Below are 26,933 nucleotides of genomic sequence, written 5' to 3' on the forward strand. Positions count from 1 at the left end.
CCCCGGATGACAAACTTAAAGTGTGGCTCATCTAGACGTTTCCAACATTGACTACTTCCTCTCCGACGGGCGGCAGTTACTCAACGCCGTCAGCTTCAAGGTCGGCGACGGGCACAAGACGGCGCTGATCGGGCCGAACGGCACCGGCAAGACCACCCTGCTGCGCATCATTGCCGGGGATGTCACGGCCGACGAGGGTGCAGTCACCCGCTCCGGAAACATGGGCATCATGCGCCAGTTCGTCGGTCAGGTGAGGGACGAGACGACGGTCCGGGACCTCCTGGTCTCCGCTGCGCCGCCGGCGCTCGCGAAGGCGGCCAAGGCCGTCGACGACGCCGAGCTCGCCATGATGGAGAACGACGACGAACCCACCCAGATGCGGTACGCGCACGCCATCACCGAGTGGGGCGATGCTGGTGGCTATGAGCTGGAAACCACGTGGGACGAAGTGACGATGGCCGCGCTCGGCGTGCCCTACGCCCGGGCACAGTACCGGGCGTCGTCGTCGTTGTCCGGCGGTGAGCAGAAACGGCTGGTCCTGGAGGCACTGTTCTCCGGACCGGATGAGTTGCTGCTCCTCGACGAACCCGACAACTACCTCGACGTCCCCGGCAAGCGCTGGCTGGAGGCGAAGCTGAACGAGTCGAAGAAGTCGGTGCTGTTTGTCAGCCACGACCGGGAACTGCTCGCCAACGCCGCTACCCGCATCATCACCCTCGAACCGGGAGCTCTCGGGGCGTCCAGCTGGATCCACGGCGGCGGCTTCGAAACCTACCTGCAGGCACGGACCGACCGGAACCTGAGGTTCGAGGAACTCCGCCGCCGGTGGGATGAGGAGCACCTGAAGCTCAAGGAACTCGTCAATATGTACAAGAACAAGGCGGCGTTCCGGTCCGACATGGCCAACCGGTACCACGCAGCCCAGACCCGGTTGGCGAAGTTCCTCGAGGCGGGCCCGCCGGAAGCGATCCCCATTGAACAGAACGTCTCCATGCGGCTCAAGGGTGGGCGGACCGCGAAGCGCGCAGTGGTGGCCCAGAAGCTGGAACTGACCGGGCTGATGAAGCCGTTCAGCACCGAGATCTGGTTTGGCGACCGGGTAGGAGTGCTCGGATCCAACGGCTCGGGTAAGTCACACTTCCTGCGGCTCCTGGCCAGTGGTGGCACCGATCCGGAGAGGGAACACGAGCCGGTGTCCGAGGTCAGCATCGCGGCCGTGCCGCACGAGGGAACCGTGAAACTCGGTGCCCGGATCAGGCCCGGCTTCTTCGCCCAGACCCACGTCCGGCCCGACCTGCTGGGCCGCACCCTCCTGGACATCCTGCACCGCGGCGACGACCACCGCTCCGGCCTGCCGCGGGAAGCAGCCTCCGGGGTGCTGGACAGGTACGGCCTGGCCGGCCAGGCCGAGCAACTGTATGACTCCCTCTCGGGTGGTCAGCAGGCGCGGCTGCAGATTCTGCTGCTGGAGCTATCGGGCGCCACACTGCTGCTGCTCGATGAACCCACCGACAACCTCGACCTGCACTCGGCAGAGGCGCTCGAGAAGGCGATCGACGCCTTCGAGGGTACTGTCCTCGCGGTCACCCACGACCGGTGGTTTGCCCGCAGCTTTGACCGGTTTATGGTCTTCGGCTCGGATGGCAAGGTGTACGAGACGGAGGAGCCGGTCTGGGACGAGGGCCGGGTGCAGCGCGACCGCTGACCCCCACGGGACGGCTCCGCAGACCTAGCGGTACGTCTTCCTTCTGGTCTCGACCCCGTCAGGGCCGTAGGTTACCCACTCACCGGTCTTCCTGCCCCGGGCATACCAGCCGTGATCGAGAACGGCGCCAGTGCTGTGATAACGGGTCCACTCGCCATCCTGGACCTGGTCCATAAATGACCCGTGTTGCAGGAACCCGCCTCCCTCGCGGTGCCATTCCCAGTACCCGTCAAGTTCACCCGCCAGATACGAGCCGGCAGCCTTCAGCTGCCCATTCCGATAGTAGAACCGCCAGGCCCCCTGCCGGAGCCCTCCGGCGTAGGAACCCTCGCCCGAGGTTTTACCGTCGGTGAATAATTCAGTCCCGGGCCCGTCTGGGGGAACCGGGCTGGGAGGTGTTGTCGCCATGTGTCACAGCGTACGCTGAGCGCAGTAGACCGTCCCCACGCATTGCGCATACGGTTTACTGGTGCAAACTAATGTCTTGTCGGCCATGTGGGCGACATTCGCCGTCTTCGGCCTCAATGGTCTGGTCTTCGCAAGTTGGGCTGCCCGGATTCCGTCCGCGTCCTCAGTGCTGGGCCTCGGTTCGGGGGAGACCGGCGCCCTGTTGTTGGCGGCCGCCGCCGGATCGGTGCTCGCCCTCCCCCTCGCGGGTGGGATCTCAGGACGAGTGGGGGTCGCCAATACGGTCAGGATCGGCGGCGTGGTGTCTGCCCTCGCGGCGGTGACCATCGCTGGCGGATTGACGACGACGTCGGTCCCCCTCACCGCGATGGGACTGTTCCTCTTCGGTGTGGGCGTTGCCCTTTGGGATGTGGCCCAAAATATCGAGGGTGCCGACGTCGAGCACCGCCTCCGCCGCACCATCATGCCCAAGTTCCACGCGGCGTTCAGCGGCGGCGCCTTTGTGGGTGCAATGGTTGGCGCCGGTCTGTCACACCTCGACATCGACCTGTCTTACCACCTGCTGGGGGTTGCCGCCGTCGTCCTCGTGGTCTCACTCTGGGTGCCCCGCTACTTCCTGCCGGAGATCTCCCACGCTGACGCGCACCCCGGTACCCCCCAGCCCAGCCGATTCGCTGCCTGGCTGGAACCGAGGACGCTACTCATTGGTTTGGTGGTGCTGGGCGCGGCCCTGACCGAGGGGGCGGCCAACGACTGGGTAGCCAAAGCCACCGTCGACGGCCTGGCGGCCAGCGAAGCGACGGGCGCGCTCATGTTCGGCGTGTTTGTGGCGGCGATGACCCTGTTCCGGTTTGTGGGCGGTGGGGTGATTGACCGGTATGGCCGGGTCCGGGTGCTGCAGATTAGCCTCGGGTCGTCGTTGGTGGGTCTCATCATTTTCGTTTTTGCACCCACCGTGCCGCTTGCGGGGGTGGGAGCGGTGCTCTGGGGAGCCGGCGCCGCGCTGGGCTTCCCGATGGGAATGTCGGCGGCCGCCGACGAACCGCGTCATGCAGCGGCCCGGGTGTCTGTGGTTTCCACCATCGGCTACATGGCGTTCCTGGCCGGACCGCCCCTGCTCGGATTCCTCGGCGATGTGGTCGGGATCCGCAACGCACTGCTCGTCGTGGGGGTGGCGGTCCTTGCCTCATTCCTGGTCGCACCCGCTGCCGCTGAACGCCGGACCGACGCCGATCCGCTGGCCATACCCGTCCCCCAGAGGTCGGATCAACCGGGACCACCCTGACCGTTTTACCTGAGGACAAAAACTGTCCTCAATGAGTACCTGCGGGCTGTTTTGAACCTTAAGATTGGTCGCATGACAATTATTGAGGCCAGGGGTCTGAAGAAGACCTACAAATCGAAGAGCGGCCCCGTCCACGCGCTGGACGGGTTGGACTTGCGAGTGCCCCAGGGCACCGTCAAGGCGCTGCTCGGTCCCAACGGTGCGGGCAAGACCACCGTTGTGAAGGTCTTGACGACGCTGATCCAGCCTACTGAGGGCACGGCGTTCGTTGACGGCATCGATGTGCTCTCGAACCCCCGGGCAGCCCGTCGGATTATCGGGGCATCCGGACAGTACGCCGCGGTTGACGAGAATCTGACCGGGTTTGAAAACCTGGAGATGGTGGGCCGTCTTTATCATCTCGGGGCCAAGACGGCGAGGCGCCGTGCCCAGGAGTTGATTGACCAGTTCGAGCTCACCGAGGCGGGCAACCGCCCAGTCAAGGGTTTCTCCGGCGGTATGCGCCGGCGGATCGACCTTGCGGGGGCACTGGTCATCAACCCGAAGATTCTCTTCCTGGATGAGCCCACCACCGGACTCGACCCCCGGAGTCGGCTGGCGTTATGGCAGATCATCAAGAACCTGGTCAGTGACGGCACGACGTTGCTGCTCACCACCCAGTATCTTGAGGAGGCAGACCACCTGGCCGATGATATCGCGGTGATCGACGGCGGCAAGGTGATCGCCGAGGGCACCTCCGACCAGCTGAAGGCCCGAATCGGTGGGCACCGGGTAGTGGTGGCCCTCATTGACGAGTCCGACGCTGGCACGGCCAGTGAGATCCTCGCCCGCCATGGCGAGGGGGAGGCAAGGGTTTCCAGTGACCGGCGCAGCGTCGAGGTGGCCGTCACTGAAGGACCGCGCGCGCTGCAATACATCCTCGCGGACCTGGGTCAGGCCGACGTCGGCCTCCATGACGCTGGTATGCGCCGCCCCACCCTTGATGATGTGTTTCTCAAGCTCACCGGACATACCGCGGAAAACGAGCAGGACACTGAAAAGTCCGAAATGGAGCAAGCTAAATGAGTGTCCTCACCAAGCAGACGACCTACGAGAGTGTCGGAACGCCCGCCGGGCAACTCCTCTCGGATGGCTGGATCGCGACGCGCCGGAACCTGATCAAGATCAAGCGGGTGCCGGAAATCCTGGTCTTCACTATCCTGCAGCCGATCATGTTTGTGTTGCTGTTCAGCCAGGTCTACGGCGGGGCGATGAACGTCTCCGACTACACCAATTTCCTGATGGCCGGGATCTTCGCCCAGACCGTCATCTTCGGATCGACCTTCTCAGGCGCCGCGATGGCCCAGGACCTGAAGGACGGCATCATTGACCGGTTTCGTACCCTGCCGATGAGCCCCGCGGCGGTGCTGATCGGCCGCACCAACGGTGACCTGGTCATCAACAGTATTTCGATGCTGATCATGATGGGCACCGGCTGGATCGTCGGATGGCGAGTGACCACCTCCATCTGGGGATTCTTGGGCGGCGTGGCCATTCTCTTGCTGTTCAGCTACTCCTTCAGCTGGGTGATGGCGTTGCTCGGTATGAGCGTCAGAAGTCCGGAGGTCATCAACAACGCGTCCTTCATGATCCTGTTCCCGCTGACCTTCATCTCCAACGCCTTTGTTCCCATCCACACCATGCCTGAGGTGCTGAAGAACATTGCGGAGTGGAATCCGGTCTCTGCACTGGTGGAATCGGCCCGGCAGCTGTTCGGCAACACCAATCCGGACTTTCCGGAACCCACGGCCTGGACCCTGCAGAACCCGTTCATCACGATCTTCGTGGGGATCGCGCTGATGCTGCTCATCTTCGTGCCGCTCTGCATCAAGAAGTTTGAGTCCATCAGCTCGAGGTAGGGCTACGTCGGGTAAACAGAAACGGCCTTTGGGGTCAGAATCGCCGGGTACACCCGGCAATCCTGACTCGGGGGGCCGTTTCTGCGTCAGGAGGCTACTCATCCGAAAGGTGTAGGCGGAGGCCGTCAAACATCATCCCATGGAGCGGCGACTGGGCGGGGGACAATCCGTAGGGTAGAGGGAGGCCCAGCAGTGTGGGCACCACAGCAATCTTAAGGACGCAGCCATGATTGAGGCACAAGGCCTGGCGAAGCGCTATGGCTCCAAGACAGCCGTGGATAACGTGTCATTCACGGTCCACCCCGGTAAGGTCACCGGTTTCCTGGGGCCTAACGGCGCAGGCAAGTCCACCACGATGAGGATGATCGTCGGGTTGGATAACCCGTCCTCTGGCAACGTCACAGTCAACGGTCGGCGTTACGCCGAGCACCGGGCGCCCCTCCGCGAGGTTGGTGCCCTTCTGGACGCGAAAGCAGTCCACACCAAGCGCAGCGCCTACAACCACCTGCGCGCCATGGCAGCGACCCACGGCATCCCCAATAGTCGGGTCAAGGAAGTCATCGAGATGACCGGGCTGGGCCCTGTTGCCAAGAAGCGGGTCGGTGGCTTCTCCCTCGGCATGGGCCAGCGCCTCGGCATCGCCGCAGCGCTCCTGGGTGATCCCCACACAGTCATCCTCGATGAGCCAGTCAACGGACTCGACCCCGAAGGCGTCCAGTGGGTGCGCCACCTCGCCAAGGGGCTTGCCGCTGAAGGGCGCACCGTTTTCCTGTCCTCCCACTTGATGTCGGAGATGGCACTGACCGCCGACCACCTCATCGTGATCGGCCGCGGACGCATTATTGCCGACGCGCCTATTGAACAGATCATCTCGGATCAGGGACAGGTACGCACCCGGGTACGCACCGACAACCCAAGCGAACTGATCCGGGTGCTTGCCGGTGACGGTGTGACCTCGAAGCAGCTCGAACCCGAGATGCTCGAAATCACCGGCGCGGACTCTCACCGGATCGCTCGTACCGCCCTGGACCACCAGGTGCTCCTCTATGAGCTCACACCGCTGCAGGCGTCCCTCGAAGAGGCGTACATGCAGCTCACCAACGATTCAGTCGAATACCACTCGGCTGACCTCCCGCAGGCAACCCAGGCCGCCGGCGTCGGGGAAGGAAAGTAGCCATGTCTCACACAACAGTCGCAGCGCCGACGCGCGGCACAACCCAGGGTAGCGGCGTGAATTTCATGCGGATCCTGAAGTCCGAGTGGATCAAGTTGGTCACGGTTCCCTCCACCGTCATCATGCTGTCGATCACAGTCATCGTGATGATTGGGCTGGGAGCTCTCTTTGCATGGCAAACGACAATCCTGCTCGATCTCCAGGGAGACCCGGAGATGGCTGCCCAGATGCAGGGCGCCCCGGATGCAACCTCCATCACCAACACCATCCCCGGGTCGGGTCTGATCTTCGGCCAACTGCTCATTGGGTCGCTGGGCGTTGTCCTGATCGCCTCTGAATGGGGCACCGGGATGATCCGCTCCACGATGGTGGCAGTGCCAAAACGTATCCCAGCCCTCCTCGCCAAGCAGGCCGTGTTTGCAGTGGTCGCCTTCGTTGTTGGCGCAGGCTCAGCCCTGGTTAGCTACCTCATTGCACAGCCGATCCTGGCTCCGTCGGAGCTCGAATTCGGGCTCGGTGACGAGGGAGTGCTGATGCACATCATCAACACCGGTTCGGTGCTCGCCCTGATGGCTGTCATCGCGATGTCGATTGGCACGCTGCTGCGGAACACGGCCGGAGGCGTAGTGACCACAATCGGCCTGCTTCTGGTCCTCCCAATCCTGGTAGCCACGTTGCTGGCAGGGATTGCCGACTGGGTTCCCGACGCTGCTCGTTTCCTTCCCAGCAGTGCGGGGGAGCAAATGGTGGCCATCACCATCGCCGACGGCGCACTGAACCAGTGGCAGGGCGCGCTGGTGCTAGGCGCCTGGGCCCTCGTATTGCTGGTCATCTCCTTGCTGGTTACCAAGAAGCGGGACGTGTAACCCAGCGGGTCCACAACGGACCGATAAGCTCACTCAATGAGTGAAAAAGCCTCGGTGGAGGGGGCGGCGGGGCGAACGGCCGCCGTCTCCTTCACTGAGCTAAATGCACAACGGCTAGGCCCGTTCAGGCGCTATTTTCGGAGCCACCCGCGGGTCACTGACGCGCTGGTGGTGGCCCTTTACCTCGCCGCGAGCCTGCCACAGGCGATCATCGGAACCGTGACGGCAGATCGATGGGTTGCCTTGATCCCCGTCGTTGCAGCAGGGATCGTCCTCTTTTGGCGCAGAGACCGCCCGCTGATCGTCCTCAGCATCCTGATGGGACTCGAGTGGATTAGCCTCATGACCTCCGATGGTGAGGCGAGTGTCGGATTCGGTGTCTGGTTTGCCCTGTACGCTGTGGCCGCCCGGCATCCCCTCCGCAGCGCACTCTGGGCGCTTGCCGGAGCAGCACTGCTGACGATCACCCCCCTCTGGTTTGTCGACGCCCTGTTTGTCGACGAGGCCCCATACCTCATCTGGATCGTCACCGGCTTTGTGCTCATGTGGTATTTTTTGGCCGTCGGATTTGGGGTTACCACCCGCAAGGATCGGGAACATGAAACAGCCCTCCGAGAATGGGCCATCCGGAACGCCGAACTGGCGTCCGCCACCGAGCGCAACCGCATTGCCCGGGAGATGCACGACGTCGTCGCCCACTCCCTGTCGGTGATGATCGCCCTCTCCGACGGCGCCGCCGTCGTGATGAAACGGGACCAGGACCGGGCCCGCGAGGTCCTCGATGAGCTCTCGACCAGCGGACGCACGGCCCTGGCGGACATGCGCCGGGTGCTCGGCGTCCTTAGGGAGAACCCCGACGCCGCACCCCGCGAACCTCTCCCGGCGGCCGGCTCGCTATCCACGCTGCTTGACGGCTTCCGGGCGGCGGGGCTACCCATCCGGCTGGGACTCTCGGGCCCGGGATTACCTGAGGACCCAGCCTTCCAGCTCACCATCTACCGGATCATTCAGGAATCCCTGACCAACGTCCTGCGGTACGGCAAAAGTGTTACGACAGTCGAGGTAGCTATCAAGCGCACCGGAATCCTCATCCGGGTGAAAGTGTCCGACGACGGCCGCGGCAGTATGGGGCCGGTGGTGTCGGTGGGTTCCGGGCAGGGGATCGCTGGAATGCAGGAACGCGCCGCCATCTATTCGGGGACGGTTGATTGCGGGCCGGGCCCAGACGGTGGCTGGGTCGTGAACGCACAACTGGTCGTCCCTGAGGAGCAACAATCCAGCAACAGGAGAGCACCAAGTGTCCGAAGTGCCTGATGAGTTAGCGCTCAACGAGACAGCCATGCCCGAAACGATAGCCGGGGAGGCCATCAGGGTTCTCCTGGTTGACGATCAGCCGCTGCTGCGGATGGGGTTCCGGCTCATCCTCGAGGGTGAGGACGGGGTCGTCATCGTCGGTGAAGCGTCCAACGGCGCCGAAGGGGTGCGGATGGCGGCCGCCCTGAAGCCGGACGTCGTGTTGATGGACGTCAGAATGCCGATCATGGACGGCATCGAGGCAACCGGCCTGATCACCCAGTCTGGCTCGTGCTCACGCATCATCATCCTGACCACCTTTGACCTGGACGAGTACGCCTTCGCCGGCCTCCAGGCTGGAGCGTCCGCTTTCCTGCTGAAGGATGTGGGACCCGATGAGCTGGTGAATGCCGTCCGGGTGGTAGCCAGCGGGGACGCGGTTGTCGCACCGCGGGTCACCCGCCGGCTCCTTGAAACCTATGTGCGGTCGTTGCCACCCCTTGCGACTCCGCCGCCCGCCGATCCGTTGCTGGAGGACCTGACACCCCGTGAACGGGAGGTTTTGGAGGCCATCGCCGAGGGACTCTCCAATGCGGAACTGGCCCATAAGTTCTTCCTCTCCGAAGCCACCGTGAAAACCCATGTGCGGCGGATTTTCACCAAGCTTCACCTTAGGGACCGGGTACAGGCAGTTGTCTACGCCTACGAATCGGGTCTGGTGGTCCCCAGCCAGGGACAGGACTACTGAGCTTGGTAGGCTCGAATCCATGACTGCCCTCCAGCACATCACCGATCTCGGCGCCTACATTGGTGCGTCACCGTCCAGCTTCCATGCCGCAGCTGAAGGCGCAACCCGGCTGGAGGCTGCCGGGTTTGTGCGGTTGGAGGAAGCCGACGCGTGGACAGCACGGGAGGGCAAATTCCTGGTGGTCCGTGATGGGGCCCTGATCGCCTGGGTCACCCCCGCCAACGCCACCCCCGTGACCGGTTTCCGGATCCTGGGCGCCCACACCGATTCGCCGGGTTTCAAACTGAAACCCAAGCCCACCACCGGTCGGCACGGCTGGCTTCAGGCAGGCGTGGAAATCTACGGTGGACCGCTGCTCAACTCCTGGCTGGACCGCGAGCTGGGGCTCGCAGGCAAACTCGTCACCCACGACGGCGTCGAGCACCTGGTGTCCACGGCTCCCTTGCTGCGGTTCCCCCAACTTGCTATCCACCTCGATCGGGCAGTAAACGACGGACTCGCGTTGGACAAGCAACAGCATATGAATCCGGTCTGGGGAATCGGTGACCCACGCGACGCCGACCTCCTCGAGCTGCTGGCAGACTCAGCAGGGATTGCCGCGGCGGACGTCGGCGGGTACGACGTCGTCGTCGCGGACACTCAGCCAGGTAGCGTTTTCGGCGCAGACGGTGCTTTCTTCGCCGCCGGTCGGCTGGACAACCTTTCCTCGGTGCATGCCGGACTGGTTGCTCTGATCCGGGCGGGTGCGACGGCGTCCCCGGATGGGCCAATCGCCGTTCTCGCCGCCTTTGATCACGAAGAGGTGGGAAGCGCCTCCCGCTCCGGAGCGAGCGGCCCCTTCCTCGAGGATGTCCTGCACCGCATTTCGGGTGGGCTGGGGGCCCAGTCTGAGGAACGCCGCCGGGCGCTAGCCGCCTCGTTCTGTGTTTCGGCGGATGCTGGTCACGCGGTGCACCCCAACTATGCCGAACGCCATGATCCCGTGAACCGCCCCATCCTCGGTGGTGGACCGCTGCTGAAAATCAACGCTAACCAGCGCTACACCACGGATGCCCCCGGTGCCGCCTATTGGGCCCGCCTGTGCCGCGAAGCACGGGTACCGTATCAGGAGTTTGTCTCCAATAATGTAATGCCCTGCGGCTCAACCATTGGTCCGCTGACCGCCACCCGGCTCGGGATCCGGACCATCGACGTCGGCACCCCACTGCTGTCCATGCACTCCGCCCGGGAACTGTGCGGTGTTGAAGACCCCCACCATCTGGCCACAGCCACCGAACTGTTCTTCACGTCCATCAGGTAGCGGCGGAGCCGGGAACAGGTTATCCACCTGCGGTTCGGTGGGCTGCTCATTCTCCGGTAACATTGGTAAGTCTGCGCTGACACCGGCCCGAACTGGGAACAGGTGTCTGGCAGGCCAACGCAAATAGAACCTCCTGTTACGGAAAGACCGTGACCGTTTAGCCCAGAGGAGGTGGGTTCACAAATGCGTGCATATGAATTGATGGTAATCATCGACCCCGATGTCGAGGAACGTACCGTTGAGCCTTCGCTCGAGAAGTTCCTGAATGTCGTCCGCAACGGCGGCGGCACCGTAGACAAGGTAGACCTGTGGGGACGTCGTCGCCTGGCCTACGAAATCAAGAAAAAGGCTGAGGGTTTCTACGCTGTAGTCAACTTCACCGCCACGCCAGCAATTGCTGCCGAGCTTGACCGCCAGCTGAGCCTCAACGAGACGATCATGCGTACCAAGATCATCCGTCCCGAGGAGCAGAAGGTCACCGCCGAGTAATTTCGGCTTAGCTTCACAGATTAGGACAGGCCCACCACAGTGGGCTGTGACAGTAGGAGGCACCATGGCAGGCGAGACCCTAATTACGGTCGTCGGTAATCTCACCAGCGATCCCGAACTTCGTTTCACCCCGTCAGGCTCGGCAGTGGCTAATTTCACCATTGCGTCGACGCCGCGGACCTTCGACCGCCAGTCCAACGAGTGGAAGGACGGCGAAACGCTGTTCCTCCGTGCGTCGGTATGGCGTGAAGCGGCAGAGAACGTAGCGGAGACCCTGACCAAGGGAACCCGCGTCGTCGCTCAGGGCCGCCTCAAGTCACGCTCGTACGACACCAAAGAAGGCGAAAAGCGCACCGTCATGGAACTTGAGGTGGACGAAATTGGTCCATCCCTGCGCTACGCGTCGGCCAAGGTCACTCGCACCCAGCGCTCAGGCGGTGGCGGCGGTGGTGGTGGTTTCGGCGGCAACAGCGGCGGGAACAGTGGCGGTGGAAACAACTCCAACTCAGGTTGGGGCGGTGGCCAACAGGGTGGTCAGCAGGCGCAACAGCCAGCTGATGACCCATGGGGTGCACCCGCTGGGGGCAACTCCTCCGGAGGCAATTCTTCCGGTTGGGGCAACGGACCGGATTCGTCCGAGCCTCCCTTTTAACCCTTCTTTACCGGCAGGACCGCTCCACTTTTGGCAGCGGCCACCCGCCAAGTAGTTCCCATCCCGCAGAATCGTTCTGCGGGCTCCACCAGACATAAGGAGCACCACGATGGCAAAGGCTGAACTTCGTAAGCCCAAACCAAAGTCCAATCCCCTGAAGGCCGCTGACGTTACTGTCATCGACTACAAGGACGTAGCCTTGCTGCGTAAGTTCATTTCCGACCGCGGAAAGATCCGTGCACGCCGCGTTACCGGCGTCACCGTTCAGGAGCAGCGCAAAATTGCGCAGGCAATCAAGAATGCCCGTGAAGTTGCGCTCCTGCCGTACTCCGGCGCAGGCCGCGGTTAAGGAAAGGAACCCAACCCAATGGCAAAGCTCATTCTGACCCATGAAGTAACCGGTCTTGGTGCTGCAGGCGACATTGTCGAGGTAAAGAACGGTTACGCACGTAACTTTCTTCTGCCCCGCGGTTTCGCCCTCACCTGGACCAAGGGCGGCGAGAAGCAGGTCGAGTCGATCAAGGCTGCCCGCCTCGCTCGCGAGCACTCAACGCTCGAGGACGCCCAGAAGCAGGCAGCTGCTCTCTCCGCCAAACCGGTCAAGCTGACCGTGAAGGCCGGGGAGTCCGGACGCTTGTTCGGCACCGTCAAGGCTGACGACGTAGCGAAGGCAGTCGAGGCCGCAGGTCTTGGCACCATCGATAAGCGCAAGGTTGAACTGCCCGCCCACATCAAGTCGGTTGGCACCTACCAGGCGAACGTCCGCCTGCACGACGATGTCGCTGCAGTTATCGACCTGAACGTTGTCGCCAGCTAGTTCCGGCACCTCTCATTCAGGACGGCTCAAGGGGCCCCCGCTTACTGCGGGGGTCCCTTTTGTCGTCCTCGGGTGGTCCGCTGGGCTGTTCCAACCCTTGGTCCTGCAGATGTAGGGCGAAAGCGGGGTTGCTCATCAGCGCCTGGACCCGGTCCAGCGTGCTGAGGCGTGGATCGCTCATCGCCGCTTGGTTGGCAGCGAGAGCCTGCCGCGCGGCCAGCACGCCCTCATCCTCATTTCCAGGTTGATCGGGACCCAGCGGGGCTGCGGTGGCTGCTGGAGGAAGCGCCGGCGCGTCCTGAGGCTGCAGGCGGGTTGGTGAATCGGTGGGTGATGATGTGGTCGGTTGGCCAGACTGCGGCTGTAGCGCGGGGCGGTCAGGGTCCGCCCGACGGCGGTGCGATTCACTAGCCGGTGCAGGCGGCGGTACTGAAGCCGAGTCGGCTCCTCGATCTCGGCGACCGATGTAACTGATCAACCCGCCGGTCAGGAGGAGCACTGCGAGTAGCACGGCGACGATCAACTGTAGTTCCATCGATCTGTTCCCTTCGACCCTGGGTGCTGACCTCCCAAAGTATGGCACCAATGGGGTCACCTTGGCCGACCGATGTATGCCAAATTGGTCATATGTCAGACAGGAGCGACCCCTGGGGGTGCGGCAACCGGTATATAGGCCGGTGGGACACCCTTTGGACTGTGCCTCAGCTCACACCAATTGCCCACAAAGCTGTGGATAGCTGGTGAATAACTCGGCTCCTAGGCGCTGTGGGAGCATCTGTCAACACGCAAGTAGTGGATGAACGTTGGGTGTCTGAAACATTTACTCCACAGGTCTATAAGAGTGTTTCCCCTTGTCAGGGACATATCGGCTGGATAAGTATTTAGTTATCCACACTCTTGTCCCCATCCTGTGCACAAGACACGCCGCGTAATCCACAGACAATCCACAGGGCCTGTGGATTACTCGCTTGGCAGGACGGTGCTTCGGCACTACCGTTGCGGAGTATCCCAGACGCTAAAACTGTCCGTACCGGGTGATAAGACTCAGATATCAGACCGGATACGACCACCCACGACGATCTGTCGGAGTTGGTTCCCGGGGTAGGTAACTGGAAGAGAGAGTGCAGCGGTGTCCCTCACGCACGTTGATTCATCAGAGGACACCCGGTCCCCGGAGTTCACTCGAACCCCGCCGCAGGACCTGGTTGCTGAGCAGTCAGTTCTCGGCGGAATGATGCTGTCCAAGGACGCCATTGCCGACTGCGTCGAGGTTTTGCGGGGGGTGGACTTTTATCGTCCGGCCCACGAGAGCATCTACGAGGCAGTGATTGACCTCTATGGCCGCGGGGAACCCGCCGATGCCGTCACGGTCTCCGATGAGCTGACAAAACGCGGTGAGATTTCCCGCATCGGCGGACCCGCCTATCTTCATACGCTGATCCAGTCAGTCCCGACGGCTGCGAACGCCGGATTCTATGCGGAGATCGTCCGGGAGCGGGCAGTGCTGCGGCGGCTTGTGAATGCAGGCACCAAGATCGTCCAGTTGGGCTACTCCAACGACGGCGAGGTCGACGACATCGTCAACGCCGCGCAGGCCGAGGTCTATGCTGTGGCCGAGCGTCGCAGCGCTGAAGACTACGTCGCACTGAAAGACATCATCGAGAGCACCGTCGACGAGATTGAATCGGCCGGGCACCGCGGTGAGGGCATGACCGGTGTGCCGACCGGGTTCTTTGAACTTGATGAACTAACTCAGGGGCTTCACGGCGGGCAGATGATCGTCGTCGCGGCGAGGCCCGCAATGGGTAAGTCGACCTTTGCTTTGGACTGGGCGCGCTCCGCGGCGATCAAGCACAACATGACCACCGTGTTCTTTTCCCTGGAAATGGGGCGCAACGAGATTGCCATGCGCCTGTTGTCAGCCGAAGCCACCATCGGACTGCAGGACCTGCGCAAGGGTACGATCAAGGACGAACAGTGGGGCAAGATTGCCACCACCATGGGGCGGATGAACGATGCGCCACTCTTCATCGACGACAGCCCCAATATGTCTCTGATGGAAATCAGGGCAAAGTGCCGACGGTTGAAACAGCGACATGACCTGAAACTGGTGGTCCTCGACTATCTGCAGCTGATGTCATCGGGCAAACGAGTGGAGTCGCGTCAGCAGGAGGTCTCCGAGTTCTCCCGTGCGCTGAAGCTGCTCGCCAAGGAGCTCAACGTTCCGGTGGTGGCACTTTCCCAGCTGAACCGTGGCTCGGAGCAGCGCACCGACAAACGCCCGATGGTTTCCGACCTTCGCGAGAGTGGTTCGATCGAGCAGGACGCCGACATGGTGATCCTGCTGCATCGCGACGACGTCTACGACAAGGAATCACCCCGGGCCGGTGAGGCTGACGTCATCGTCGCCAAGCACCGTAACGGCCCCACCAAAACGATCGTGGTCGGATTCCAGGGCCATTATTCCCGGTTCAACAACATGGCTGTGGATGGCGGGGGCGGCGGGTTCTGACCGGAACCCTGCGTCCTAGGGTGTTAGGCCCTTCCGCCTGCCACTGGGCCATGAGGTGACCATGCGCCGTCAAGAGCCTGATTTACCTGGTCCAGTTGGTCCTGCAGGTGCTCCTGAACTGCTGGTGGGTGGGATTCCTGCTGAATAGCTGCGGCGACTCGCTGTAGCTGTTCGCGGATCGCTGGCTTGTCCTCACCTACCGCGTGCCAGGCGACCTCCTGCAGCAGGCTCAGGACCCGATCAATGACGGCCGGGTCGGAACTCCCATAAAGCAGCGGCTGGTCGAGGGTGAGGTTGAGGAACGCAGCGAAGTCGGGGCGGCGGAGAATGACTCGGACCACCCCGTCGTCGTCGCGCAGTGCGCGCGCCCCCAGATCCCGCTGCGTGAGATCACACAGCAACGCTGAAGTGTGCCCAAGCACGTGGATCGCGGTTGTTGGGTCGTTGATGCCGGGCGATAGCGCCTTGGCCGCGACATCAATAAGCTGTCGGAAACCGAAGGCGACATCCTGCACCGCGGTCCGTTCGAATCCGCAGGTGAAAGCGGCTGCCACGTCGTGACGGAATTCTTCCAGTGCCTCAGCCCTCATGATCGGCTCGTCACTGTGCGCCCAGCCGACGGCGACGGGCACGCCTTTCACGAGGGACGAACCCACGCGGCAATCAACTCTCACGACCGCACGGTGTTTTGCCGCTGCTGCAAGGATCCGTTCCTCATCGATCCCGGTCAGAAACCCTGACTTCGCGGTGACTATCAGGGCTGCGGAGGTAGGCGCTACCGGCAGCGCAGGGCTTGCTGAACCCCGTCGATCAGGGAATACCCGGTCAATGGTCGCCGCCGTCTCCCCGTGGACCTTTCGCATAATGGTCTCCACCCTGATTTCCCGGGCCAGATGAGCCAGGAAAAACACCAGCCCAATGACGCTGGCAATCGCCAGCAGGAAGGCGAGAGTCACTGCGAGGTGTGGAACAAACGCTTCCTCGCCGTCGTCACCGGAACGAACTGTCCGCAGGACGGTCAGCGCATAGGCGAAGGTGCCCAGAAACAGGGCCAGCGTCGCGTGCACCACACGGTCCCCGGTGAAGGTTCTCAGGAGCCGCGGAGAAAACTGGCTGCTGGCGAGTTGCAGGGTGACGACCGTCAGGGAGAAGGTCAATGACGTGGCGGTAATCAGTGAACCGGCCGTCGCCTCCAGGATTGCCCGGCCAGCATCGGGGCCCCCATTGATCAGGAGAGAGGAAACCGCCGACGGCATGTCCTCCCCAATTGCGGCATCCAGGAGAGGGAGCCACACGCCCAAACCGATTGCGACCAGTACAGCAAGGACCGGCAGTGGCCAGAGCTGGGTGCGCAGCGCATCGCCTGCAGTGCGAAACCTATCGCCAATCCGGCTGGCTGGCCCTGAAGACATAACCATCGGCGGTAGGGCTCCTCGTTGGTGTTGCAGGTACCTGCAAAGCGTAGACCAGACTGCTGTGGAATACCGTGAACACACCGCATTAGGCGGACCCCATGATTTCGGCTCGCCGTGCCCGCACCATCGCAACAACGACACTCGCCGGGAGGGGGTGTTCCGGCGTGAACCTGATCGTGCCAGTGGACAGTGAATAGTCGTCGAGTTCTCCGCGGACCTGATCGACTACTGCCGGCGAAAAGGGGTGGACCGCAAGGTGCCGGGCGCTGGCCGTGACACCGATTAGCGGTTTGCCCCCGACTTTCAGGACGGGTATTCCGTAGCTCACCCCGGCAACGGCGTCGGGTGCCTCCGCGCGAGCGACGTCAATAAGCCGTTTCAGGCACTCACGCTCGGGTTCACCCAACGTTGCCAATGCCTCATCAAGTGAATCCATGGGCGCCTCCGGCTAGCCGCCGGCCACGGACTGGATAATCATCACCTCGGCGCCGGGCGGGACCGGTGTCGAAAGCCCTGCCAGGCGCCGCACGTCCTCCCCGTCGACGTACACGTTGACGTACCGGCGCAGGGCTCCCGTCTCGTCCCGAATGCGCCGGGCGAACACCGGATACCCCTCGTGCAGGGTGTCGAGGAGTTGGGTGAGGGGGACCGGCGATTCAGCGGCGACAGACACCGACGACCGGTCGCCGATCAGGGACCGCAAGAGGGTCGGAATCAGGACCGTCACACAGCTCGACGTGGCGCCCACCCTAGGTGCCGACGACGGCTGAGGCGCGGACACACAGGACGTCGGGCAGGTGGGAGACCACCTCAGTGAACGATGCTCCGTCGTCGGCGCTCGCGTACACGGTGCCGCCCCGAGTGCCGAAGTACACGCCCACCGGCTCCAGCGTGTCGACGCCAGCGGCGTCCCGCAGGACGGCGTTGTACTCGTGGTCGGGCAACCCCTGGTCCAGGCGCCTCCAGGACGAGCCGGCATCGTCGGTGCGATGCACCGCGAGCTTGGCATCTGGCGGGATGCGCTCGCCGTCAGCCTTCAACGGGATCACCCACGCGGTGCCGCTACGGCGCGGGTGGGTGAGCATCACGAACCCAAAGTCTGCGGGCAGCCCGTCAGCGATCGACTCCCAGGTCTCACCGCTGTCATCGGAGCGGTACACCCCGTGATGGTTCTGGGCGTACAGCCGGTTCGGTTCAACGGCGTCACGGGCAATTTTGTGCACACATTGACCAAATTCCGGGTTGGGATCCGGCATGAAGTAGGCCGAGATCCCCTTGTTCCGGGGGGCCCAGGACGCACCGCCGTCGTCCGATCGGTACACGCCTCCGGTGCTCATGGCCACGTGGACCGCGTCGCTGACAGGGCTCGGGAGTACCGAGTGCGCTGCGGCGCCACCGAAGCCGGCGCCCCATTCGGAACGATGCGGGTGGTCCCAGAGGCCGCGGTTCAACTCGAAGTGCTCGCCGTAGTCGGTCGACTTCCACACCGAGATGGGTTCACAGCCAGCCCAAACCACTCCCGGGCGGTCGGCGGAATCGGGATGAAGCTGCCAGATCCGTTCGACAGCAGCGTCGTCGTCCGCCCCGAACTTGATGGCACCATGTTCGGGTTCAGACCACGTGACGCCGAGATCATCGGAACAGACCACTGTCGGGCCCCAATGGTAGGACAGCACGCCGGCCATGATCCGGGTCCGGCCCTCACGGGTATCGATGCCCACGCTCGCAACTTCCTGCATCAGGAACTGCGGTTCGGAGAGCGTCCAGGTCAACCGGTCCGTGCTGGTCGCAAGCCAGAGGCCCTTCTTGGTGCCGACGGCCAGGAGTGTTGTAGTCATGGGGTCCTCGGTTCAGTGGGTAACTGATGTGAACACTGTAAACAATGGCACAGCTCCGGTGCCCTGTACATAGCTTTCCTGCCGCCGCGGCCGTGCCTTCGTCTCGGCGTCGAGTGGACCGGTCCGGAACCCGTCAGCGCACCGACCTCCGCTCATAGATGCTCCTGGACCAGACGTAGCCGATGGCGATGATCACCACGCACCAGCCCAGTGACGCACCCAGGTTCCAGCCGGGGTCGGTACCAAGCAGCAGGCCTCGGAGGGCCTCGATGAGGGGTGTGAACGGCTGGTACTGAGCGAACCACTGGAGCCATGCGGGCATCGATGCTGTCGGGACAAAGCCGCTACCGAGGAACGGCAGGAGGGTCAACAGCAACGGCCAGTTGCTGGCCGTGTCGACCGATTTCGCCTGGATTCCCATGGCGACGCCCAGCCAGCTGATCGCGTAGCAGGTCAGGGCAATGAGGCCGAGGGCGGAGAGCCACCCGAGCAGGTCTGCCGTTGGACGGAAGCCGATGAGAAGGCCGACGCCGAAGACGAGCACAACGGCGATCAGGCCCACGATCGTATTGCCCAGTACGTGCCCGGCGAGGACCGCGGATCGTGAGATGGCCATGGTCCGGAACCGGGCGGTGATGCCCTCTGTTATGTCCATCGCTGCGGTGATGGCGACCCCGCCGGCACTGCTCGCAACAGTAACCATCAGGATCCCCGGCAGGACGTAGGAGACGTAGGCTTCGCGGCCGCCACCGGCATCCACGCCCGGGAGACCCGCCCCGAGGGTGCCACCGAAAACGTACACGATGAACAGGAGGGCGACTACGGGGCCGAGGATCGTGAACAGGGACAGCCCGGGGTAGCGGACCATGTGGAGCAGGTTGCGGCGCAGCAGGGTGATCGCATCTGCCGCGACGTGGGATTGCCGTTTCGCGCCCGGGCGGACCGGTGACGCGGCGGTGGTGGTCATGGGGTGGTTCCTTTCGTCTCGACCCGGCCAGTGAGCGCGAAGAACACGTCATCGAGGTCAGGAGTGTGGATGCTGAGGTGGTCGACGGGAAGGTTCGCCGCATCGAGGCGGTTCAGGAGCGCACGAAGGGCGCCGGGTTCACCCTGGCTAGGCACTGTGAGGGAGAGCCCCGCCTCATCGCTCTCGGACTCCTGGAGCAGCTGCGCGGCAGCCTCCAGGGCAGCGGCGTCGGCGAAACGGAGCCGGACGTGACCGCCGGGCACCAGGCGTTTGAGCTCCTCCGGTGTTCCCTCGGCGACGATCCGCCCGCCGTCGAGGACTGCAATCCGGTCGGCAAGCCGGTCCGCCTCCTCCAGATGCTGGGTGGTGAGCAGCACCGTGGTGCCCTCGGCGACAAGGCTGCGCACCATGTCCCACATGGTGTGGCGGCTCCGCGGATCCAGGCCGCTGGTCGGCTCGTCGAGGAAGATCACGCTGGGCGTCGCGACCAGGGTCATCGCCAGATCGAGCCGCCGTCGCATCCCCCCGGAGTAGGTGGACAGGCGGTTTCGGGCCGACTCAACCAGGTCGAACTGTTCCAGGAGCTCTCTCACGCGTGTTCGTGAGCGGTTCTTCCCCAGGTGCCTGAGGCGGGCCATCAGGTAGAGGTTCTCCTCACCCGTCAGCAGGTCATCGACCGCCGAGAACTGACCGGTCAGGCCGATCGCGGCGCGGACACCGTCGGGATCCCCGGCGACGTCGCAGCCCGCCACCGAGGCGGTACCTGCGTCGGCGTGAATGAGTGTCGAGAGGATATGGATTGTGGTGGTTTTGCCCGCCCCATTCTGGCCGAGTAAAGCCGTGACCGTTCCGGCGCCGACACTGAGGTCGACTCCGTCGAGCACCGCCTTTTCGCCATAGGACTTCTGGAGTCCTTCAAGATTGATTGCTGTCGGCTGCATGTCAGGTTCCTTATCAGCTGTGCCCGGCTGGCGCGCGGCTACCGGGCACGGTGGATAGAGATGTTGCCGCCTTGGGTACGCGCACGGACGGCGACGGTTTGCTCGGACGGCGCGGGTGCCTTGTCGCCGTCGAGCTCGTTGCGGATATGGCCAATCTTCGACGACAGGTCCAGCCAGGCCGCGACCCCCGGGCGGATCCCGATCGTGACCTGGCCGTACCCGCTCTCGACGGCGATGGAGCCGCTTCCTACGTCCGGGAGCGTGATGGATCCATAGGCGGTTTTGGCTGTCACCGAGGCAAGGGCCTTATCGACTTCAAAGTCGCCGTAGGAGAGTTTCGCTTCCAGGTCACCGGCCGCTTCCCCGACGGAAATGGAACCGTGCGAGGCCTTGAGGATTGCCTCCCCGCCGATGGAACGGACCCGAATCTGGCCGTGGTCGGCGGTGATTTCGGCGCCGCCACGGACGAATCCGGCGGTCGCGTTGCCGTGCCCGGCGCGCAGCCACAGGTCGCCCGTGGCGTCGATGTCCACGGGCCCCATCGAATTCTTGATCCGGGTAGCCCCCAGCTGGCCGACGGTACGTACCCCACCGGCCGCCACCTTGGCGGTCAGCCGGGATCCGGTGGGCAGCTCGATCAGCAGGTCGACCGACTCGGTGGGTCCGATCATGTTGAATCGGGGCTTCGGGCCGGTGACGGTGAGCCGTTCGCCGTCGAAGTCGACGGTGGTCGCCTCGGCCCCCCGGCGGTCGACCGCCCGGTCCGGGTTGGTGGGCGATACCGTGACCACGGTGTCGGAACGGTCGCTGGCGATGACGTCCAGCGCACCGACCTGCAGGTTGACGGCGAGGTCGATGGCGGTGGGGGTGGTGTAAGTAGGCATGCTGAAGTACTCCCCTGCTAGGCGTGATGGATTACCCCCGCGGGTTCGCGGGGTGGATTCAGTTGTGGGGCGGGCGCTGGCTAGCGCGCCCACCCGGCGAAGTTGTCCCCAGAGCGCAGAGCGCGCTGGGCGGAGCGTCGTTGCTTCGGCTGAAGCGCAGCGGCCACCGCGCGGACCAGCCAGGTGTTGACGGACATGCCGTCGGCTGCAGCCGCGTCGTCCACCCGTGCCTTCAGGGCGTCGGGGAGTCGAAGGGTGGTCCTCGTGGTGCTCGCATCGTCCTGATCGACGGTCACGGCGCCCGGTTCATCGGCCTCGACGTCGGCTGCCGCCGGGGTCACGACAAACTCGACCTCGCGCCCCCTCAGCCGGAGGTCAACCGAACCGGGGGCGAGATCGCGGGTGATCTCTCCAGCAGCGGCCGACAGAACGTCGAGGAGGACAATCCGGGTGGCGGCATCCAGTCCAGCGGCAAGGCGTTCGGCGGCGGCGCGGGCATCTTCTGAGCCACCCTCCGCCGCATCCACCAGTTGGCGTTGCAGGTCACTGACGTATCGTCCCAATTCCATAGCACCATAGTGACACCATAGTGGTGTCAGGTCAAGCAAAAGTGGTGTCATCATCAGAAAGTTCGGGATGTCCGCCGGTAGGCTTGATCGATGGCCATCTACATTGACCCCCCGCTATGGCCGGCTCATGGGACCGAGTTCTCCCACCTGATATCGGATACCTCAGTCTCCGAGCTTCACGCTTTCGCGGCCGTCGCCGGGATTGCCGAACGGGCTTTCGATGGCGACCACTACGATGTTCCGGCCCGCCGCTACCGCAAACTTGTGGCCCTCGGAGCGAGGGAGGTGGATTGCGGAACCCTGACCCGGATCCTGATCTCCAGTGGTTTGCGGATCCCAGCCCGGCATCGGGCCCCGAGGTTGCGACGCGCACTGCTGTCCCGATGGGGGACGGTAGCGCCGCAGGCTCCCCAGCTGGGTGAGAGTCTGCTGGGTCGATGGTCCGAGGTGCATCGCCGCTACCACACCCCCTCCCACCTTCTCGAGGTGCTGGAGGCACTCGATGTGATTTTCCTGCCGTCCGACGACGAGCACCTGCGCCGCCGGGTCCGCCTCGGCGCGTGGTTTCACGATGCCGTATACCAGGGCGTCGCCGGAGAGGACGAGCGCGCGTCCGCCACCCTCGCCAAGGAGTGGCTGACGGACTTCCTCCCGGCAGCGGAGGTGACGGAGGTGGCCCGACTGGTGCACTTGACCGCATCTCACGACCCGCCATTCGGCGACCGCGCCGGCGAGTTGTTATGCGACGCGGACCTGGCCGTCCTGGGGCGGCCAGAGCATCAATATGGGCAGTATGTCGCGGCAGTGCGCCAGGAATATGCTCATGTGTCCGACGTCGACTTCACGATCGGCCGCACCGACGTCGTGCGTCGGCTCCTCGCCATGGACCGGTTGTTCCGCACCGCTCCGGCGCAGCGTCTGTGGCTGGAGGCTGCGCGCGCCAATCTCCTGAACGAACTGCGCTCCTGAATCAGTGCAGTGGGCTCCATGACAGACTTGTAGACAGTGTTTACTTACAGCCATTCGAGGTAAGGCCAAAGATCCCGTGACCGAGCAGTCCAGCCCGCGCACCACCTACCGACATGGCGACCTCCGCCGGGCGCTGATCGACGCGGGCACCGACCTGGCACGCGAGGGTGGGCCGGACGCCGTCGTCCTCCGGGAAGTCACCCGTCGCGCCGGGGTCACGCCGAACGCTGCCTACCGCCACTTCACCGACAAGGGTGCGCTGCTCTGGGCGGTATCGTTTGCCGCCCAGTCGAGGCTGGCGGCAGCCATGGAGGATGAGCAGTCAGCGATCGACGACGACGGCGCCCGCCTCGGCAGGGCGGGGTTCGCGCGCGCGAAGCTTCGGGCCGTGGGCGCGGGATACCTGGGTTTCGCCCAAGCCGAGCCGGGACTGTTCAGAACCGCATTCGCCAACCATATTGACCTGCGGGACGCTGCGATTGAAGACTCCGCGGGGCCGCACGGCAGGACCCCGTTCCAGCTGCTGTCCGACGCCCTGGATGCGCTTGTTGATGCCGGGGCGTTGCCTGTCGACCGGCGGCCGGGTGCGGAGTTTGTAGCCTGGTCGGCGGTCCATGGGCTGGCCATGCTGGTGATCGACGGTCCGCTGCGCGGGTTGGACGCTGATCAGCGGTTGAGCGTCGCAGGCCGACTGCTGGAAATGGTGGAGAAGGGGATCTAGTCCTGATCGAGGCTGGAGTGGTTTTTGCGGCGGACAACATAGCCGGTCGCAAGGCAGGCGATCGCTATCGCGATCAGAAGCGTACCGATCCCGAGGTTCAGTCCAGCATCTGAGGGCACCGCCTCATTGAGCGCGGCGGCCCTGGCGAAGTCGGAGATGCCTTGCGGAATGAAGAGAGTACTCAGAAAAAAGGCCACCAGACCACCGATGAAGAACCAGACCTGTTTTTGCATTGAACTCTCCTGTGCGCCGTAGTACCCCGGTATTAAGCCTAGCCGACGAGCCCCCCCGAACCGCTTCCACCCAGCTGGGAAGCGGTTCGGGGTAAGGCATTAAGCAAGGCATTAAGGTGGCACTGTGACTACCGTACTTCCTGACACCCGCGAGCTGAGCCGCCGGATCCTTCGCCTGGCCGTGCCAGCGTTGGGTGCGCTCATCGCTGAGCCGCTGTTCCTCTTGGCCGATTCAGCCATCGTGGGGCACCTGGGTGTCGATGAGCTTGCGGGCGTTGGTCTGGCGTCCACCGTGCTGCACACCGCCGTCGGCCTAATGGTCTTCCTCGCCTACTCAACCACGCCCGCCGTTGCGCGGTTCCTCGGCGCGGGGCGGATCCAGGATGCGGTTGCAGCGGGGCGGGACGGGATCGGTCTGGCCTTGGTGCTGGGTGTTCTGCTGTCCAGCGTGGGCTGGGTGCTGGCCCCCGGGCTGTCCACGCTGATGGGCGCCGAGGGGCAGGTGCACAATTTCGCCGTCGACTACCTGCGCTACTCAATGCCCGGCCTGACCGCGATGCTGGTGGTGCTCGCTGCAACCGGTGTGCTTCGTGGTCTGCAGGACACCAAAACGCCGCTGCTGGTGGCGGGCATCGGTTTCACAGTGAATATCGGTCTGAATTTCCTGCTGGTGTACGGGCTGGGGCTCTCGGTTGCCGGGTCGGCACTGGGAACCAGCATCACGCAGTGGGGGATGGCGGCGGTGTACCTCACCATCGTCTACCGGCTTTCCCGCAAGAACCGGGTCCCGCTGCGACCGTCCTGGCTTGGGCTGCGGGCGACGGCGCGGGTTGGTTCGTGGCTGATGCTGCGGACCATGAGCCTTCGGGCCGCAATCCTCGCCACGGTCTTCGTTGCGACGGCGCAGGGGTCGGTCTCGCTCGCCGCACATCAGCTAGTGATGACCATCTTCATCTTCCTGGCGTTTGCCCTCGATGCCCTCGCCATCGCTGCGCAGGCCCTGATTGGCAAGGAACTGGGTGCCGGCGACAAACCGCTCGCCCACGCGTTGACCCGCAGGATGATCGGCTGGGGGTTGGGCTTTGGTGTCATTACCGGTGCGCTCCTTGCGGCGGCCGCGCCGTTTGTGGGGTGGATCTTCACCACTGACCAGTCGGTCCAGTCGGCGCTCGCAGCGGGCCTCTTTGTTCTCGCTGCATCACAACCCATCTGCGGACTGGTCTTTGTGCTCGACGGGGTGCTGATCGGAGCCGGAGACGCGAAGTATCTGGCGCTCGCGGGCGTCGTCAGTCTGCTGCTCTACCTGCCGCTGCTGATCTGGGTCTTCAACGCTGAATTGGCTGGACCCGCCGGTATCGTCTGGCTGTGGCTGGCCTTCGGTGTGGGCTACCTGGCTGCTCGTGCCCTGACCTTGGCGTGGCGGGTCCGCAATGATCGCTGGATGGTCACCGGCGCCCGCTAGGCGTGGTTCGCCGACAGACGTCAGTGCGTCGGCTCGGGGATAAACTAGGAATTCTGGACTGAAGTGATCAGCCCTGTGTCTACCGGAGGTCAAAGCAATGGGTGCCGCACCCCACGACGCGACGGTCCAACCGCCTCGCACCCCGCTCGACCAAGCGGCGGCGGTCTGGCGGCCGCTGCTCTTTCGCGCGATCGTGTCCGCGGCCTTCGGGGCCCTGACAATTTTCTGGGTTCAACCATCTGTGCAGGTCGCGTCAATTGCCGGTGGACTCTACCTATTGGCGCTCGCCGTTTCGGCGGCCTGGCTGGAGCGTGCCGCCGGGGTAAAAACCGGCAGCGACCGGTGGGTGGTCGGGATCGGGCCGGGATTCCTGGTGATGGGTGGCGTGCTCAACCTGTGGATTCACTCCGATGCGATGTTCGCCCTGGTGGTTGCGCTCGTTCTGGTGATTTCCGGGGCTATTGACCTCTATGTGGGAATCCGCCAACGCCGCTCCAACGTCGTTGCCAAAGATCTCATCGTGGTCGGTGCTGTGGGTATGGCTTCGGGATTGTTGCTTCCGATTTTCCAGGACGCTGGGGCGCACGCTCTGCTCGGCGTCACGGGGGGCGGGGCGATCATCATTGCCGTCGTTCTGGCGATCGCGTCATTCGGCTACCGCCATGATGTACGTCACGCGGCGAAGGCGTCCCCGACAACCGCGTAAACTAGACGCGGCAGTGTTTCTACCACTCGTAGAAAGACTGCGGCGGCAATTTCTCAAGGAGTAACAGTGTCCAAATCGGTCAAGGGCGTCAAAGGCCCTCTCATCTTTTCCGCTGTCCTTGGGGCGGTGGCCGGTATCGTCGCGATGGTTGTTTCCACCGGTGGCGGAACGAGGGAGCTTAGGGTTGACATCGGCCTCACCGCTGCCGGCATCGCGTTCATAGCCGCACTGGTGGTCTGTGCGTTGCTTCTGATGACTGAGAAGCCCAACGCTGATCATCTGGGCAAGGGGACCGGCATCAATCGGTCATCGGCGAAGATTCAGGGCGGCGCAGGGAACCTCGATAAGGATGGAAACATCAAGGGGACGCCGCGCGGTGGTCCGGAGAGCCCGCGCTGACCTCTTGGCCCAGAAAAGTGGCAGGGCTGCAGGCGCGCTGTTGGGCAACCACTGGTCTGCGGGTGCGGGACTCTTTTGGCCCCAGGGGTTACCCCTTGGCGGACTTCCGGGCCCGGTAGGCCTTGACGTGCGCGCGATTGGCGCAGTTCCCGGTGTCGCAGTACCGCTTCGAGCGGTTTCGGCTCAGGTCCAGCACCACTGCGCTGCAATCGTCGGCCGAGCAGATCCGCAGCCGCTCCATTTCGTGGGTCCTGATGACATCGACCAGCGCCATCGCCGCTTCGGTTGCCATCCGATCCTCCAATGGAGCCTCGGGCTCGGTGGCATGGAGGTGCCAGTCCCAGTGATCATGGCGTACCAGCCGGGGGAGGGCGTGGGCGTCGCTCAGCATCCGGTTGACGTGCGCGACGGCGTCGTCCTCCGTTGACGTCCATACTTCCTCCAGCTCTGCCCTGAGCCGCACCACAGCAGCCAACTCGGCGGCAGTGTGGGCGCGGGAGCCGGAGAAGTCCTGTTCTGCCAGGAATCGGTCGAGGTCCGCCAGCGTGGTCAACTGATCGGTCTCCTCCTTGCCGGTGTTGATGAGCGCTGCGGCAGAGATCAACGCAACCTCTGTGTCATTAGCAAATGTCACATTGACTCCTGACATTGTTTGGGTCTACTGTCACTACCATAATCAACT

The 26,933-nt window shown here is 63.8% G+C and carries 31 protein-coding genes; 19 read left to right on the forward strand and 12 right to left on the reverse strand.

The features are described from left to right. Positions 1–22 precede the first annotated feature (22 nt). Positions 23–1,705: an ABC-F family ATP-binding cassette domain-containing protein gene (locus ABD059_RS03490; protein WP_343877826.1), complete on the forward strand. Its 1,683-nt coding sequence runs from the start codon at positions 23–25 to the stop codon at positions 1,703–1,705. Between the two features lie 24 nt (positions 1,706–1,729). On the opposite strand, the gene ABD059_RS03495 is transcribed toward ABD059_RS03490, so the two are convergent. After that, complete coding sequence (locus ABD059_RS03495) at positions 1,730–2,113, reverse strand: toxin-antitoxin system YwqK family antitoxin (protein WP_343877827.1); 384 nt, start codon at positions 2,111–2,113, stop codon at positions 1,730–1,732. An 85-nt stretch (positions 2,114–2,198) separates the two neighbouring features. Between ABD059_RS03495 and ABD059_RS03500 the strand changes: the two genes are divergently transcribed. The 12 genes from ABD059_RS03500 (at position 2,199) to rplI (ending at position 12,635) form a co-directional block, all read left to right on the forward strand. Continuing rightward, the gene (locus tag ABD059_RS03500; protein WP_343877924.1) at positions 2,199–3,398 is read left to right on the forward strand and encodes an MFS transporter; all 1,200 of its coding nucleotides are present in this window, start codon (positions 2,199–2,201) and stop codon (positions 3,396–3,398) included. Between the two features lie 72 nt (positions 3,399–3,470). Further along, positions 3,471–4,463 carry an ATP-binding cassette domain-containing protein gene (locus ABD059_RS03505; protein WP_343877828.1) on the forward strand — a complete coding sequence of 331 codons (993 nt, stop codon included), beginning with the start codon at positions 3,471–3,473 and terminating at the stop codon, positions 4,461–4,463. Continuing rightward, the gene (locus tag ABD059_RS03510; RefSeq protein WP_343877829.1) at positions 4,460–5,296 is read left to right on the forward strand and encodes an ABC transporter permease; all 837 of its coding nucleotides are present in this window, start codon (positions 4,460–4,462) and stop codon (positions 5,294–5,296) included. Before ABD059_RS03505 ends, ABD059_RS03510 begins: the two co-directional genes overlap by 4 nt. Before the next feature lie 226 nt (positions 5,297–5,522). Beyond that, a complete protein-coding gene (locus tag ABD059_RS03515) occupies positions 5,523–6,470 on the forward strand; it encodes an ABC transporter ATP-binding protein (protein ID WP_343877830.1) in 948 nt (315 codons plus the stop codon). Positions 6,471–6,472: 2 nt separating this feature from the next. Beyond that, a complete protein-coding gene (locus tag ABD059_RS03520; RefSeq protein WP_343877832.1) occupies positions 6,473–7,336 on the forward strand; it encodes an ABC transporter permease in 864 nt (287 codons plus the stop codon). 36 nt (positions 7,337–7,372) lie between these two features. Then, the gene (locus tag ABD059_RS03525; RefSeq protein WP_343877833.1) at positions 7,373–8,650 is read left to right on the forward strand and encodes a sensor histidine kinase; all 1,278 of its coding nucleotides are present in this window, start codon (positions 7,373–7,375) and stop codon (positions 8,648–8,650) included. A gap of 25 nt (positions 8,651–8,675) precedes the next feature. Beyond that, positions 8,676–9,377 (forward strand): response regulator, encoded by a 702-nt coding sequence (locus ABD059_RS03530; protein WP_343877925.1) that lies wholly within the window; start codon positions 8,676–8,678, stop codon positions 9,375–9,377. A 19-nt stretch (positions 9,378–9,396) separates the two neighbouring features. Continuing rightward, on the forward strand, positions 9,397–10,677 hold the full coding sequence (locus ABD059_RS03535; RefSeq protein WP_343877834.1) for a M18 family aminopeptidase: 1,281 nt from the start codon (positions 9,397–9,399) through the stop codon (positions 10,675–10,677). Between the two features lie 183 nt (positions 10,678–10,860). Further along, positions 10,861–11,166: a 30S ribosomal protein S6 gene (gene rpsF / locus ABD059_RS03540; protein WP_343877835.1), complete on the forward strand. Its 306-nt coding sequence runs from the start codon at positions 10,861–10,863 to the stop codon at positions 11,164–11,166. Positions 11,167–11,230: 64 nt separating this feature from the next. Further along, complete coding sequence (locus ABD059_RS03545) at positions 11,231–11,818, forward strand: single-stranded DNA-binding protein (protein WP_343877837.1); 588 nt, start codon at positions 11,231–11,233, stop codon at positions 11,816–11,818. 109 nt (positions 11,819–11,927) lie between these two features. Continuing rightward, on the forward strand, positions 11,928–12,167 hold the full coding sequence (gene rpsR / locus ABD059_RS03550; protein ID WP_005273147.1) for a 30S ribosomal protein S18: 240 nt from the start codon (positions 11,928–11,930) through the stop codon (positions 12,165–12,167). 18 nt (positions 12,168–12,185) lie between these two features. After that, on the forward strand, positions 12,186–12,635 hold the full coding sequence (rplI, locus tag ABD059_RS03555) for a 50S ribosomal protein L9 (RefSeq protein ID WP_019482097.1): 450 nt from the start codon (positions 12,186–12,188) through the stop codon (positions 12,633–12,635). 16 nt (positions 12,636–12,651) lie between these two features. Here rplI and ABD059_RS03560 read toward each other — a convergent pair whose 3' ends face one another. Further along, on the reverse strand, positions 12,652–13,170 hold the full coding sequence (locus tag ABD059_RS03560) for a hypothetical protein (RefSeq protein WP_343877838.1): 519 nt from the start codon (positions 13,168–13,170) through the stop codon (positions 12,652–12,654). A gap of 594 nt (positions 13,171–13,764) precedes the next feature. Here ABD059_RS03560 and dnaB point away from each other — a divergent pair. Next, positions 13,765–15,147 (forward strand): replicative DNA helicase, encoded by a 1,383-nt coding sequence (gene dnaB / locus ABD059_RS03565; RefSeq protein ID WP_343877839.1) that lies wholly within the window; start codon positions 13,765–13,767, stop codon positions 15,145–15,147. Positions 15,148–15,170: 23 nt separating this feature from the next. Here dnaB and ABD059_RS03570 read toward each other — a convergent pair whose 3' ends face one another. The 8 genes from ABD059_RS03570 to ABD059_RS03605 all read right to left on the reverse strand — a co-directional run bounded on the left by ABD059_RS03570 (position 15,171) and on the right by ABD059_RS03605 (position 21,761). Further along, positions 15,171–16,565, reverse strand: a complete 1,395-nt coding sequence (locus ABD059_RS03570) for a DUF2254 domain-containing protein (protein WP_343877840.1) — start codon at positions 16,563–16,565, stop codon at positions 15,171–15,173. Between the two features lie 82 nt (positions 16,566–16,647). After that, complete coding sequence (locus tag ABD059_RS03575) at positions 16,648–16,998, reverse strand: iron chaperone (RefSeq protein WP_343877841.1); 351 nt, start codon at positions 16,996–16,998, stop codon at positions 16,648–16,650. Between the two features lie 12 nt (positions 16,999–17,010). Continuing rightward, on the reverse strand, positions 17,011–17,289 hold the full coding sequence (locus ABD059_RS03580) for a MoaD/ThiS family protein (protein ID WP_343877842.1): 279 nt from the start codon (positions 17,287–17,289) through the stop codon (positions 17,011–17,013). Positions 17,290–17,311: 22 nt separating this feature from the next. Next, positions 17,312–18,400, reverse strand: a complete 1,089-nt coding sequence (locus ABD059_RS03585; protein WP_343877844.1) for a WD40/YVTN/BNR-like repeat-containing protein — start codon at positions 18,398–18,400, stop codon at positions 17,312–17,314. Between the two features lie 133 nt (positions 18,401–18,533). Then, a complete protein-coding gene (locus ABD059_RS03590; RefSeq protein WP_343877846.1) occupies positions 18,534–19,367 on the reverse strand; it encodes an ABC transporter permease in 834 nt (277 codons plus the stop codon). Beyond that, a complete protein-coding gene (locus ABD059_RS03595; protein WP_343877847.1) occupies positions 19,364–20,308 on the reverse strand; it encodes an ATP-binding cassette domain-containing protein in 945 nt (314 codons plus the stop codon). Before ABD059_RS03595 ends, ABD059_RS03590 begins: the two co-directional genes overlap by 4 nt. Before the next feature lie 38 nt (positions 20,309–20,346). Beyond that, on the reverse strand, positions 20,347–21,192 hold the full coding sequence (locus ABD059_RS03600) for a DUF4097 family beta strand repeat-containing protein (RefSeq protein ID WP_343877849.1): 846 nt from the start codon (positions 21,190–21,192) through the stop codon (positions 20,347–20,349). An 80-nt stretch (positions 21,193–21,272) separates the two neighbouring features. After that, a complete protein-coding gene (locus ABD059_RS03605; protein WP_343877851.1) occupies positions 21,273–21,761 on the reverse strand; it encodes a histidine kinase in 489 nt (162 codons plus the stop codon). Between the two features lie 90 nt (positions 21,762–21,851). Between ABD059_RS03605 and ABD059_RS03610 the strand changes: the two genes are divergently transcribed. Continuing rightward, positions 21,852–22,730 (forward strand): DUF4031 domain-containing protein, encoded by an 879-nt coding sequence (locus ABD059_RS03610; RefSeq protein WP_343877853.1) that lies wholly within the window; start codon positions 21,852–21,854, stop codon positions 22,728–22,730. A 76-nt stretch (positions 22,731–22,806) separates the two neighbouring features. Beyond that, entirely contained in the window at positions 22,807–23,451 is a 645-nt protein-coding gene (locus ABD059_RS03615) for a TetR/AcrR family transcriptional regulator (RefSeq protein ID WP_343877854.1), read from the forward strand. Here ABD059_RS03615 and ABD059_RS03620 read toward each other — a convergent pair. Further along, positions 23,448–23,684: a hypothetical protein gene (locus tag ABD059_RS03620; protein ID WP_343877855.1), complete on the reverse strand. Its 237-nt coding sequence runs from the start codon at positions 23,682–23,684 to the stop codon at positions 23,448–23,450. The genes ABD059_RS03615 and ABD059_RS03620 overlap by 4 nt on opposite strands. A gap of 124 nt (positions 23,685–23,808) precedes the next feature. On the opposite strand from ABD059_RS03620, the gene ABD059_RS03625 reads away from it, so the two are divergent. The 3 genes from ABD059_RS03625 to ABD059_RS03635 all read left to right on the forward strand — a co-directional run bounded on the left by ABD059_RS03625 (position 23,809) and on the right by ABD059_RS03635 (position 26,251). Then, positions 23,809–25,146 (forward strand): MATE family efflux transporter, encoded by a 1,338-nt coding sequence (locus tag ABD059_RS03625; protein WP_343877856.1) that lies wholly within the window; start codon positions 23,809–23,811, stop codon positions 25,144–25,146. A gap of 97 nt (positions 25,147–25,243) precedes the next feature. After that, positions 25,244–25,852: a hypothetical protein gene (locus ABD059_RS03630; protein WP_343877857.1), complete on the forward strand. Its 609-nt coding sequence runs from the start codon at positions 25,244–25,246 to the stop codon at positions 25,850–25,852. A gap of 66 nt (positions 25,853–25,918) precedes the next feature. After that, on the forward strand, positions 25,919–26,251 hold the full coding sequence (locus ABD059_RS03635; protein WP_343877858.1) for a hypothetical protein: 333 nt from the start codon (positions 25,919–25,921) through the stop codon (positions 26,249–26,251). A gap of 88 nt (positions 26,252–26,339) precedes the next feature. Here ABD059_RS03635 and ABD059_RS03640 read toward each other — a convergent pair whose 3' ends face one another. Continuing rightward, positions 26,340–26,885, reverse strand: coding sequence for a CGNR zinc finger domain-containing protein (locus tag ABD059_RS03640; RefSeq protein ID WP_343877859.1), 546 nt, complete (start codon positions 26,883–26,885; stop codon positions 26,340–26,342). Positions 26,886–26,933: the final 48 nt, after the last annotated feature.

Origin of the sequence: Arthrobacter flavus, from assembly GCF_039526005.1 — a bacterium.
Classification (GTDB): Bacteria; Actinomycetota; Actinomycetes; order Actinomycetales; family Micrococcaceae; genus Arthrobacter_D; species Arthrobacter_D flavus.